Annotated in this window: 2 protein-coding genes; both read right to left on the reverse strand. The window is 39.4% G+C overall.

Translation table 11 applies throughout. From position 1 onward, the window contains the following. Nucleotides 1-9,985: SspB-related isopeptide-forming adhesin (locus H7T93_RS08240; RefSeq protein WP_201041780.1), on the reverse strand; the 9,985-nt coding region annotated here is incomplete at its 3' end. 571 nt (nt 9,986-10,556) lie between these two features. Next, on the reverse strand, nt 10,557-14,609 hold a 4,053-nt coding region (locus H7T93_RS08245), incomplete at its 5' end, for a mucin-binding protein (protein WP_415926369.1).

Below are 14,609 nucleotides of genomic sequence, written 5' to 3' on the forward strand. Positions count from 1 at the left end.
TGTTGAACTCAGTATCTTCTGGCAATTGAGAAGTTACTGTCAAGACTTTACCGTCTTTAGTTACTGAAACAACGACTGTAGCTACCATCTTATCGTAGGCAACAGTTGCATCGTTACCTTGTACTTCTTCTACTGTGTAGACGTGAGTACCTTCTTCACCACGTTTGTACTCAAGAGCTGAGAACTTGATCTTACCGTTAGCATCATTGCTTACAGTTTCGATCACATTACCCTTGCTATCTTTAAGTACGAAGCTAAACTCACCAGGTTTAAGTTCACGACCTTCAAGTTTCTTAGTGAATTCAAACTCAACCTTAGTTGGGATATTGACTACACGTTTTTCTGTTGGTTTTTCTGGTTTTTCAACAGATTTCTTAGTTGGGTCGTATTGGTGAACGATTTGTGACGCAGTATTTTCGATGTCTACACCATCTTTAGCAGTGCCTTTGATAGTTGCAGGAATATCGAACTTGTAGTAGCGTCCGAATGCCAATTTGGCAGTATCGATCACTTGTGTGTTTTCTGCATCGCCAAGTGACTTAGTAAGGTCAGCTTTAGATGTTGCAGTAATCACACCGTCAACGATTTGGATATCGAACTTAGCTGTCACATCTTCTCCTGTTACAGAGTCGTATGCTTTAATATCTTTAACGTTAACAGTCAAGTTTTCGCTGTCATATTTATCTGTAACACCTACAGATTGGATATTGTGAGCGTCAGTGAAGTTAGTTGTGTCGAGCCATACTTGGTAGACAAACTTATCACCTTTCTTGAGTGTCTTAGTATTGATATTTTCAGCTTCGTTGTTAGCTGTGCTGTCAGCGTAAGGATCCTTGTTAGTATCGCCTACTTTATCTTTCAACTCAGCATCATCGTCAACAAGTTTCATACCAGTGATATCGAATTTCTCTTTAGAAACAACGTATTTCTCTGGTTGGAACTTAGGTTTTTCTGGTGGACGAACAGTGTTGTTAAATTCTTTGTCTGCTGGGTCGTTCACTTTAGTGATAAGAGCTTTCGCTTTACCATCATGTGATACTTCAACAGTAACAAGAGCTTTCATTGAATCGTAAGAAACAGTTCCGTCAGTACCTTTAACTTCTTCTACAGTGTAGTTGTGAGTACCTTCTTGGCCTTTCTTGAATTCAAGAGCAGCAAATTTAACGTTACCTGCAGCGTCGTTCTTAACTGTTTGAAGGATGTTTCCATCTTTATCTTTAAGAACGAAGCTGAATTCGTTGGCTTTAAGTTCACGTCCTTCAAGTTTCTTAGTGAAGTTAAATTCAACTTCAACTGGGATGTTAACTACACGTTTTTCTGTTGGTTTTTCAGGTTTCTTAACAGTCTTACTTTGTGGATCGTATTGGTGAACGATTTGTGAGGCTGTATTTTCGATGTCAACACCGCCCTTAGCAGATTGTTTAATTTCTGCTGGGATTTCAAACTTGTAGTAACGTCCGAAGGCGAACTTAGTTGTGTCGATAACTTGTGTATTTTCTGCATCGCCAAGTGACTTAGTAAGGTCAGCTTTAGATGTTGCAGTGATTACACCGTTAACGAGAGTGATATCGAACTTAGCTGTCACATCTTCTCCTGTTACAGAGTCGTATGCTTTAATATCTTTAACGTTAACAGTCAAGTTTTCGCTGTCATATTTATCTGTAACACCTACAGATTGGATATTGTGAGCTTCAGTGAATTTAGTTGTATCCAACCATACTTGGTAGTATACTTTATCACCTTTCTTGAGTGTCTTAGTATTGATATTTTGAGCTTCGTTGTTATCAGTCTTATCAGCGTAAGGATTTGCATTAGTGTCTGCAACCTTATCTTTCAATTCGCTATCGTCATCGAGAAGTTTAACTCCTGTAAGATCGAATTTAGATTCGTTAAGGATGTATTTCTCTGGGTTGAAGTCTGGAGTATCTGGAGGAGTTACTTTGTTGTTGAACTCTTTATCAGCAGCATCTGTCACGTTAGTGATAAGTGCTTTAGCTGTTCCATCATGTTTAACTTCAACTGTAACAACAGCTTTCATACCGTCGTATTGAACTGTGCCATCAGTACCTTTAACTTCTTCTACTGTGTACTTGTAAGTACCTTCTTGGCCTTTCTTGTACTCAATAGCTTTGAACTTAACGTTACCTGAAGCATCGTTCTTAACAGTTTCGATGACATTTCCTGCTTCATCCTTCAATTGGAAGCTGAATTCGTTAGCTTTAAGCTCACGGCCTTCAAGTTTCTTAGTGAAGTTGAATTCAACTGAGATTGGAACGCTGTTTACACGTTTTTCAGTTGGTTTAGTAGGAATTTCTGTCTTCTTAGTTTGTGGGTTGTAGAAGTGAACTACTTGTCCAGCTGTATTTTCAATATCTACACCGCCAGGAACAGAGTCTTTAACAGTGGTTGGGATATCGAATTTATAGTAACGACCAAAGGCAAACTTAGTTGTGTCGATGATTTGAGTATTTGCATCATCTCCAAGTGACTTAGTGAAGCCATCTTTAAGGTTAGCAGTAATCATACCATTTTCAACTTTGATGTCGAATTTAGCTGTTACATCTTCACCTGTTACTGAATCGTAAGCTTTAATAGCTGAAGCATCAAGATCCAATTTAGTTTCATCGTAGTCATCAGAGATACCAACTGTTTGGATGTAATCCTTGTTGTTAGCGTCGAATTTAGTTGTATCGAGCCATACTTGGTAAACAAGTTTTTCACCACGTTTAACAGACTTAGTATTTAAGTTTTGTTTTTCGTTGTTTGATGCATCGTCCGCATATGGGTTCGCATTTGTGTCTGCGTACTTGTCTGCCAACTCTTTATCATCATCAACGAGTTTGTCACCAGTGATATCGAATTTCTCTTCAGAAACAACGTATTTCTCTGGTTGGAACTTAGGTGTTTCTGGTGGGCGAACTTTGTTGTTGAACTCTTTATCGTTAGCACTTGAAGCGAATCCGCCTGTTGAAGCATGGTTAACGACAGTTGTGAGAACTTTGCCTTCCTTAGTAACTTCCACTGTCACAGTAGCTTTCATAGCATCGTAAGTGATTGAAGCATCTTTACCAGCTACTTCTTCAACTGTGTAAGTAAATGTCTTACCAAGATCATCTTTGTTGAACAAGAGTTTTTCAAACTTGATGTGACCATCTTTATCGTTGGTTACTGTTTGAAGAATCTTGTTATCTTTGTCTTTCAATACGAAGCTGAACTCACCTGCAGTCAACTCACGTCCTTCAAGTCGTTTAGTATAGTTGAACTCGAGTGGAACTGGAACGTTGTTTTCACGTGTTTGAGTTGGTTTTTCAGGAGTTGTAACTTTCTTATTGAATGGGTTGTATTGGTGAATTGTTTGGTTGGCTGTATTTTCAATATCTACACCGTCGTTAGAATCAATATCTTTAACAACAGCTGGGATATCAAATTTATAGTAACGGCCAAACTCAAATTTAGTTGTATCGATGACTGGAGTAGCATCTGTTGCACTAATAGCTTTAGTCAAGCTTGCTTTAGATGTACCGTAGAGAACACCGTTTTCAACTTTGATATCGAACTTGTCAGTAACATCAGCACCAGTGATACCATCGTAAACCTTGATATCAGCAGCGTTGATGTCAAGCTTATCTTCTTCGTAGTTATCTGTGATACCAACTGTTTGAAGATTGCTTTCTGCTGTGAAGTCACGAGTATCAAGCCATACTTGATAGTAGATCTTTTGACCACGTTTGAGGGTCTTACCATTCAAGTTTTGGATTTCAACTTTATCAGCTGAATCGTCGTCATCAGCAAGTTTGTTACCAATGATGTCGAAGCTTGGTTCTGAAACAACATATTTCTCTGGTTTGAAGTTAGGAGTAACCTCGTTATCGAAGACACGATCGTCACCACCATAAGCATCTCCACCTACTGTAGCGTAAGAGATAACTGTTGACAATTGATCTCCTACTGAAGGTTGGATAACTTGAACAGTAACATTGACTTTCATGTTATCGTAAGTAACAGTTGTATCAGTTCCTTTAACTTCTTCTACTGTGTAGTTGAATGTCTTACCGAGATCTGCTTTAGCATAGTTGATAGTAGAGAATTTAACTTTACCTTCGGCATCATTCTTAACTGTTTCAAGAACATTACCTTTTTCATCTTTCAATTCGAAAGTAAATTCTTTATCTTGCAACTTACGTCCGTTAAGTGTCTTACCGAAGATCAACTCGATAGCAGTTGGAACGTTGTTAACACGTTTTTCAGTTGGTTTGTTTGGTTTTTCAACAGTCTTAGTAGTTGGGTTGTAGTAGTTTACTACTTGAGCTGCTGTATTTTCAATTTCAGCACCATCGTAAGCACCGTCAGTAACCTTAGCTGGGATGACAAACTTGTAGTAACGTCCAAATTCGAACTTAGTAGTATCGATAATTTGAGTGTTTTCCGCATCGCCAAGTGACTTAGTGAAGCCAGCTTTAAGGTTAGCAGTAATCACGCCGTTAGCGATAGAGATGTCGAACTTGTCAGTAACATCAGCACCAGTCTTACCATCGTAAGCCTTAATGTCTGAGGCTTTAACTTCCAATTTAGCTTCATCATAATCATCAGTGATACCAACAGTTTGGATGTTATCCTTGTTGTTTGCATCAAATTGATTTGTATCAAGCCATACTTGGTAGTTGATAGTTTCGCCACGTTTAACAGCTTTAGTATTGATGTTTTCTGCTTCGTTTTTACCTACGATTTCACCATTTGAAAGTTTCTTACCATCTGAAGAATCCGCATATGGGTTCGCATTTGTGTCTGCGTACTTGTCAGCCAACTCTGCATCATCATCAAGAAGTTTAGTACCAGTAATATCGAACTTACCGTTACCATCGCTAAGAACGTATTTCTCTGGTTGGAACTTAGGTTCTTCTGGAGGAGTTACACGGTTGTTAAATTCTTTATCCGCAATGTCGCCTACAGTCGCGATAAGAACTTTAGCAGTACCATCGTGTTTAACTGTGACTGTTACATTCGCTTTCATTGTGTCGTATGTAACGGTTGCGTCTGAGCCTTTAACTTCTTCTACTGTGTAGTTGTGTACGCCTTCTTGGCCTTTCTTGAATGAGATAGCTGAGAACTTAACGTTACCTGATGCATCGTTGCTTACAGTTTCAAGAGTCTTACCTTCTGAATCTTTAAGTACGAAGCTGAATTCGTTAGCTTTAAGCTCACGGCCTTCCAAACGTTTAGTGAAGTTGAATTCCACTTCAACTGGTACGTTGTTAACACGTTTTTCAGTTGGTTTGTTTGGTTTTTCAACTTTCTTAGTTGTTGGGTTGTAGTAGTTAACTACTTGAGCCGCTGTATTTTCGATATCTACTCCGCCTTTAACATCAGCTTTAACTGTTGTTGGGATGTCGAACTTGTAGTAACGTCCGAAGGCGAATTTAGTTGTGTCGATAACTTGAGTGTTTTCTGCATCGCCAAGTGACTTAGTGAAGCCAGCTTTAAGGGTTGCAGTAATCACGCCACCTTCAACTGTGATATCGAATTTAGCTGTAACATCATCACCTGTTACTGAATCGTAAGCTTTGATCTTAGTTGCATCAAGATCTAACTTAGTTTCATCGTAGTCATCTGAGATTCCTACTGATTGAACGTTTTCTTTGTTAGTTGCTGAGAATTTAGTTGTATCCAACCATACTTGGTAAACCAACTTGTCGCCACGTTCAACTGACTTAGTATTCAAGTTTTGAGTTTCGTTGTTTGATGCATCGTCCGCATATGGATTAGTATTTGTTTCTCCATATTTATCAGTCAACTCTTTATCATCATCAACGAGCTTGTCACCAGTGATATCGAATTTCTCTTCAGAAACAACATATTTCTCTGGTTGGAACTTAGGCTCTGTTGGTGGAGTTACAACGTTGTTGAACTCTTTATCAGCCGGTTCAGTTACGTTAGCAACCAATACTTTAGCTGTTCCATCGTGAGAAACAGTAACAGTTACATTCGCTTTCATTGTATCGTATGTAACGGTTGCGTCTGTTCCAGCTACTTCTTCTACTGTGTAAGTGTAAGTACCTTCTTGACCCTTCGTGTATTTAAGGGCTGTAACTTTTTTACCAGCTTTATTTGTGTACTCTACTGGAGAGAATGTGATGTTACCAGCTGCGTCGTTGGTTGCAGTTGCAATCACAACATTGTCGCTATCTTTCAACTCGAAGCTGAATTCGTTAGCTTTCAATTCACGACCTTCCAAGCGTTTAGTGAAGTTGAAGTCTACTGAGATAGGTACGCTGTTCACACGTTTTTGAGTTGGTTTTTCTGGAGTTTCTACAGATTTACTTACTGGGTTGTAAACGTGAACGATTTGGTTCGCTTTGTTTTCGATGTCTACGCCACCTGCAACGTCAGCTTTAACTGTTGCTGGAATATCGAATTTGTAGTAGCGACCAAATGCAAATTTAGTTGTGTCGACAACTTGAGTGTTATCAGCATCACCTAAAGATTTGTTCATAGAAGCTTTAGATGTTGCTGTAATGACGCCATTTTCAACCTTGATGTCAAACTTATCAGTTACGTCAGCACCACTTTCACTGTCATAAGCTTTAATATCAGCAGCGTTGACAGTTAATTTATCTGCATCATAAGTATCAGAGATACCAACAGATTGGATGTTGTTTCTGTCAGTGAAGTTCTTAGTATCCAACCATACTTGGTAGTAGATCTTTTCACCACGTTCAACTGACTTCGTATTGATATTTTCTGCTTCGTTATTTGAAGTTCCATCTGCGTATGGATTTGCATTTGTAGCAGTGTACTCATCGGTCAACTCATCGTCATCATCTACAAGTTTTGATCCTGTAATGTCAAATTTCTCTTTGTTAAGAACAAATTTTTCAGGTTGGAATTCAGGTGTTTCAGGAGGAGTGATTTTGTTGTTGAATTCTTTATCATCAGTTCCTTCTGTTGATGTTCCATCAGCATTGACACCGCCAGTTGATGTTACGTTTGTTACAGTAGTCAAGGTGTGACCATTCTTAGCAACTTCAACAGTGATCGTTGCCTTCATAGTGTCATACGTCATACCTACTTCTTTAGCTGCAGGGATAACTTCTTCTACAGTATAAGTGTGAGTACCTACTTTAGTATTATCAAATGAAATTTCTGTAAATGTTACAGTTCCATCTTTTTTGTTAGCTACAGTTTCAACTTCTTGACCGTTTGCATCTTTAAGGATGAACCTGAATTCGCCATCTTTAAGTTCACGTCCAGCCAATTTCTTAGTGAAGTCAAATTTCACTTTAACTGGAGCTACGACAACGTTGTTGAACTCTGTATCAGTTGTTGAAGATGTTTCACCTTTAGAAGAGCTGTAAGTAACAGTAGCTTTTAAATCACCTGCTTGGTTTTTTTCAGTAACAACTACAGTCATGATAGTTTCCATGGCATCGTAGTCAACATTTTTATCTTCTCCAGCAACTTCTGTTACTTTATATTTGTAAGTTCCAACTTTAGTAAAGTTAATATCACTAAAAGTTACCTTGCCAGATTTATTTGTGACGGTTTCAGTATGACCACCTTCAAGTTCTTCACCTGAATCATCAGTTTTCAATTCAACAAGTTTAAAGCTGAAGTCATTATCATTAAGTGTTCGCTTATTCTCTACATTTTTATCTTCGAGAACCTTAGTAAATTCAGGAGTTACCTTAGTAGCTTCACCTTTAACATAGTAGTAGACCGTTTCATAGTTGGGCGTCAATTTATTTTCCAAACGGAAAACGTTACCTGAAGAAACTGGAACGCCATTAATAGCATATGCAGCTCCAGTAGCGCCACGGTTCGCATAAAATTCACCCGCAGCTGAATAACGTGGTTGATAGCCAGCAGCTTCTGAGGCACTCACCTCAGTAATTGTATACTCTATAGTATTATTAGCTGCTTCCCCTCCCCAGGACATTTTATAAAATGTCCCGTTTGGACGTTTATAGATAAAATCAGCTACGTTAGGTTTACCATATTCCAAATCACCAAGATAGTTTGTATTTTGTTTATCCGAGAAAATAGCAAATGGTTTTCCAACAACAAGCTTATCACGTAATTCTGGTTTCAAACCATCTCTAACTGGCTTATTATTATCTTTATTCCATCCAGCATCATCGATTTCAGGATACTTACCGAAGTCTTCTGGGTGGTCAATTTTATTGTTACTTCCAGGACGAATTACTGTTTCATAAACCTTAACATAGCCATCAGTGTTTAAATCTTTAGAAATTTTATTTAGACTGTCAGATTTGATTGCCCACATTTCAATACGGACAGTACCATCTTCGCCTACAACTTCTTTAATACGTTTTACACCACCTTCAGCATTGGCAACGTCAAACCAACGTTGGCCAACTTCGTAAGGTTTTTTTAGAACATCTACAAGCGAGCGTGAATCTGCTGTTTGATATAGCTTATACCCATCAAAAGCACGAAGAGCTGAAGCATGGAAATCTTGCCCTTCCATACCAGTAAGTGTAAATGAACCAAGACTCTCTTCAGAGCCTGTTGCACGATATGTTTGTGCATCAACTTGTGGAGTTCCAGCGTCATTTACCAGCTTGTAGTCACCTGCCGTAGAAGAATTCATCACATAACTACTGCCATTTGAGACAAAGTTTCCAACCAAGCGATTTGGATCATAAGTTGATGAATTTTTATCAACAACTTTATAGTAAGTCGTCTTAGTAGTTAGACGTGGGATGTAATATTGAGGATCAGTTATAGTCGTTCCTTCGTTGGCTGTGTTAACTACATCATAAATTTGAATCGCAGTACGTTGACCATCGAAATCATTAGCAGAACCGTTGAATTTCCATGTTGCACGGAGAGCTGGACGATCTGTCTTATCAGCATCTTTAACATTTTCAAATCGGAATTCAATATAAGCCTGTTTATTGCCTGAAATAGGTGCTAGAGTAGCCTGACCAAGATTCACTGTTCCTGCACCACTAATTTGTTTTGTTTCTTTAACAGTGTTTGTAGCACCATCAACCAATTCTATTGTTACATTAGTTGAGTTATCATATGGTTTAGACATACGATAATAGAACTTAGTATTATACTCTGTATTGAATCCCATCAAATCAGTAACAATATATGTATACTGAGATGCACTCGGATTCAATTGGTAGTTGATTCCTGCAGTAACATGGTCAGTAGGATCTTTTGGTGTAGGGACTACAAGTGGACGATTCTTAAGTTTTGCACCATTTGGATCACTCATCACTGGTGTTGCAGCTGCTGAACCTACTGTATGACTAGTTGATACAGGGTCTGTTGCCGAACGACGATTACGACGACGGCCACCTTCTGTAACCAAAGTAGCAGCATTACTACGTTCATTATTCGCTATTGCAACTGAAGTAACGTCTACACCAGCGCTTGCTACGTTAGCACGTGTAGCAACATTTGGTTGGGCAGTTGTAGCTTCTGCTGCTGTTTCAGCTGTTTCTGTATTTCCAGCTACTGGAGCTGCTGTAGCTGAAGCATTTGAAGCTGCTGTTGTTGAAGCGTTTGAAGCTGCTGTAGCCGAAGCTGTAGTTTCAACGTTGTTGCCAGCTGCATTTGTAGATGCAGCTGTAGCTGGTTTAGCTGTTTCTGTAGCAGCTTTTTCAGTTGGTTTTGCAGTTTCTGTAGCTTGTTTGTCAGTTGTCTCTGCGGCAGCCTTATCTGTTGTTGAAGCTTCTGGTGTCAAGTTAAATGTTGACGCAGTTGCATCAGTTGAAGATACAGCTGCAGTAGGATCTGCTTGAGCTGTTGATGCTGTAGGCGTTTCAACTAAATTGGCAGAGCTCTCACCTGCTACCGTAGAGCTTGGTGTTGAAGATGAAGGTTCTGGGGATGTTACTTCATCAGCCTGAGCAATACGAGCAGCAAAGAGCGCTGTCCCTAGTAAGACTGAAGCGACACCAAACGAGTATTTACGCAATGAAAAGCGCTGGCGTCTATTGAAAATGTCTTTCATTAAAAGACCTCCTCTAATAAGTTAGTTAGTTATAGGTACACACTTATAAAATTAATCCAATTATAAAAGTGAGTATACTATATTCTAACATTCTGACAATTAGCGGTCAAGATTTTTGTCAAAATTTTTTAATTTTATTTTTCAATTATCTGATTATTCAACTACAAACAATCAGAAATATCGATAATAAAACAACAAAACACCTTATATAACACCATTTATTAACACTTCACTCAATATAAAAATAATTATTTAATCCTTTTATTTTCTAATTGAAACGCCATTCCAAAACTTTTTTAGAACTTCTCTATGACATTAAAAAACCGAACATTCTCTAATAATACAATTATTATCGCACATATTTGTACCCTATTTCAGAGCATTAACTTCACTTTATCCTACTATTACAGCATTGACGAATCATAACAACTATTCAAACGATTCTCATATAATTACTTCAGAGTAACATATTAAACTCAAACATTCTCCCCAAAAAGAAACCAGCAACTCAAATTGAACTGCTGGTTTACTTTATTTAAAACTAATAAGAGATTTGTCCGTCTCAATTAGATTAATCTTCTTTTTTACGACGATAACCTTGAATTCCCAGACCAAGAGCCACAATCAGAGCAGAAAAGCCTGCTACTTCGACAGTTTGCTCTGTTTCTTCACCAGTTTTGGGAAGAACTACTTGTTTTTTATATGAAGCTACTTTTGTAGTAGAAGTCTGAGAAGCTGTCTTAACAACGATTCTCGAAGCTTCATTTACTTGTTTTACTTCTTCTGGTTGCGAAGATACTACTGATTTCTTTTCAATAGAAGGATGTTCTGGTTTCTGAGTTTTGCTTGGCTTACTCATTTGTTTTATAGAAGATTTTGGTTTATCTGGACTTACCGCTATATAGTATATAGAGATATCCTCTCCTGAATTTTCAGGAATAATGGTGCTACCTGGCTGGATAGCTTTTCCTAACTTACTTGGATACTTAGGGTCCTGAAGGTAGGGTTTGTAACCTGGGATATCTGGAACAACTGGTAGACCTGATTTGGTTGGGTCTGTTAGATTATTAGGATATTTTACAGATGCAACTTCTGGAAAGTTCAAATCTGCTGATTTGAGTAGTAAGCTTCCGAGCGGTTTGTATATTACCGTTTCCTCAAGGTTTTCTTGAATAACTTTCTTAGATGACACACTTGCTTTATCAGCGTAATAGCCATCTAAAACTTCAGTCACAACTGCATCATAGGTTGCTTTATTAGCTTTCCATGCTGTTGACGAAAGTTCCTGACCAGTCACCATATCATATGTAACGGTGCGTGTCCATTGTGCATCTTGAACCTTGTCGCTTGGCGCCTTAACATTTCCATCTGATACAATATAATGAACTGTCGCTGTGACATCTTTCTGCCACTGATTTTTGCTTGGATATTTTGGACTTAGTGGATCATCTGGGTTGATTGCATCACCATCATGAGGATTCCTAGAACCTACTATTACAGTTTTATGTTTCAAAGTAACCCTCCATGCTTGGGTAACAGACGTATCAGTATCGTAGTATGCTTGTTTTGGGAACTCATCCGTTAACAATTCATAACCACGACTTTCATAAAATGCAATCTTGTCGGCTGTAGTATATTCAATAATTTCACCTGACTTACCTGTAACATGATCACTCTCAAGACTTGTACCAGTCGTTTGGTCAATATAAGTGATAGTCGCTTCTTGAATAGCTTTACGATAAACAACTGGGGTATCTTCTTCTGGCTTACTTGGGGTTATATTGAGAACATCAGTTTCATACCCTGAGATAAGTGGAGATGATGTTTTGCCCGCCTTAGTTGGATTTTCGGGATCATTCTGATATTGAATTGTTGGTACACCTTGAATTTCTTTACCATCAGTATCAACTGCAATAATCTTTCCTAACGGCTTAAATGTAACTAATTCCTCAGCGTTAGGAGCTTCTGGTGTTACTTGAAGAGAGCCCGCGTGTCCTACATTTGCAATGTAACCTGGAACTACTGGAACTGGCACACTGCCATATCTATGGCTTGACACATCCCAAGTGCTAAGACCTGAAACCATATCCTTAGTTCCTGTGAAGACAAAATCATTTTGAACCTTAGTAGCTGGTGTATTTTCACCTGCACCAATAAAGGTAACCGTCTGACTAGTGCCCTGAGTCAAAGACTCTTTCTTAGAAACCAAGATAATCTTAGTGTCAGCTGTCGCATCTGGCGGAAGGACTTGAAGATTACTTGAGTTAAAACCTGAGATGTTTTGGCCAGACTTAATCTCGTAACCTGTAGGTAGCGTTGGTAGAGAGGTTGACTCTACCTTAGTTGGATCTAGAGCGTTGGTATACGGAACAGCGTCTGTACCAACGATTTGATTCCCCGCTTCATCCACAAGAATGATTCTTCCCACTGGTGTGTAGCTGACAAGCTCTGCGACATTAGGAGTCGCTACGGTAACTTCTAGTTGACCAGCTTGAGACTTATTGGCGATGTAGCCTGGAACCACTGGAACTGGCACACTGCCATATCTATGGCTTGACACATCCCAAGTGCTAAGACCTGAAACCATATCCTTAGTTCCTGTGAAGACAAAATCATTTTGAACCTTAGTAGCTGGTGTATTTTCACCTGCACCAATAAAGGTAACCGTCTGACTAGTGCCCTGAGTCAAAGACTCTTTCTTAGAAACCAAGATAATCTTAGTGTCAGCTGTCGCATCTGGCGGAAGGACTTGAAGATTACTTGAGTTAAAACCTGAGATGTTTTGGCCAGACTTAATCTCGTAACCTGTAGGTAGCGTTGGTAGAGAGGTTGACTCTACCTTAGTTGGATCTAGAGCGTTGGTATACGGAACAGCGTCTGTACCAACGATTTGATTCCCCGCTTCATCCACAAGAATGATTCTTCCCACTGGTGTGTAGCTGACAAGCTCTGCGACATTAGGAGTCGCTACGGTAACTTCTAGTTGACCAGCTTGAGACTTATTGGCGATGTAGCCTGGAACCACTGGAACTGGTACACTGCCGTATGTATGACTTGACATATCCCAAGTGCTGACACCTGAAACCATATCCTTTGTTCCAGTGAAGACAAAATCATTTTGAAGCTTAGCAGCTGGCGTTTTTTCACCTGCCCCGATAAAGGTAACCGTCTGACTGGTGACCTGACTCAAAGTCTCTTTCTTAGAAACCAAGATAATCTTAGTGTCAGCTGTCGCATCTGGTGGAAGGACTTGAAGACTACTTGAGTTAAGGCCCAAGATATTTTGTCCATACTTAATCTCATAACCTGCTGGTAGCGTTGGTAGAGTGGTTGACATTATCTTAGTCGGATCTAGAGCGTTGGTATACGGAACAGCGTTTGTGCCAACAATTTGATTCCCCGCTTCGTCCACAAGAATGATTCTTCCCACCGGTGTGTAGCTGACAAGCTCTTCCACATTAGGAGTCGCTAAGGTAACTTCTAGTTGACCAGCTTGAGACTTATCTGCGATGTAGCCTGGAACCACTGGAACTGGTACACTCCCGTATCTATGACTTGACACATCCCAAGTGCTGACACCTGAAACCATATCCTTTGTCCCAGTGAAGACAAAATCATTTTGAACCTTAGTCGCTGGCGTTTTTTCACCTGCACCAACAAAGGTAACCGTCTGACTTGTACCCTGATTCAAAGTCTCTTTCTTAGAAACCAAGATAATCTTAGTGTCAGCTGTCGCATCTGGTGGAAGGACTTGAAGACTACTTGAGTTAAAACCTGAAATGTTTTGCCCAGACTTAATCTCATAACCTGTTGGAAGCGTTGGTAGAGTGGTTGACTCTACCTTAGTCGGATCTGGAGCGTTGGTATACGGAACAGCGTTTGTACCAACGATTTGATTCCCTGCTTCGTCCACAAAAATGATTCTTCCCACCGGTGTGTAGCTGACAGTCTCTTCCGCGTTAGGAGTCGCTACGGTAACTTCTAGTTGACCAGCTTGAGACTTATCTGCGATGTAGCCTGGAACCACTGGAACTGGTACACTGCCGTATGTATGCGAGCTTGTTTTCCAAGTAATAGCGTTTGTTGTTAAATCTTTCTTACCTGTGAAAACATAATCATCTTTAATATTAGTAGCTGGCGTCTTTTCTCCTGCACCTTCAAAAACAACCGTTTGCTTGGTTGATTTCGTTACGTCAGAAGTAAGTGGTACATAAACAATTGGAGTATCTTTTGAGATACGATCTGGATCACTTTCATCATTGGGTTCAATTGTTTTGTCAACAATATTATAGCCCCATGCATGAGGTTGTAATTCTCTAATCTTATATCCTGCAGGAGCATCTGGAATAGCAGTTTCTACAGCCTCTCTTGGATTGTACGGATTGTTCTCATAAGTTACTGAATTTGAGTTAGGAATGACGTTAAAGTTCTCATCTACTTGAATAATTTTTCCCAACGGTTTGTATATAACCTTATCTGTCACCTCTGGTTCATCAAGAGTAACTGTCTTAAATCCAGCTTCCGCCTTATCCGCATAGTAGCCTGTCACCACTGGAACTGGTACACTGCCGTATGTATGCGAGCTTGTTTTCCAAGTAATAGCGTTTGTTGTTAAATCTTTCTT

This window comes from Streptococcus sp. 9.1, assembly GCF_016648815.1.
In the GTDB taxonomy this organism is placed as follows: Bacteria; Bacillota; Bacilli; order Lactobacillales; family Streptococcaceae; genus Streptococcus; species Streptococcus salivarius_E.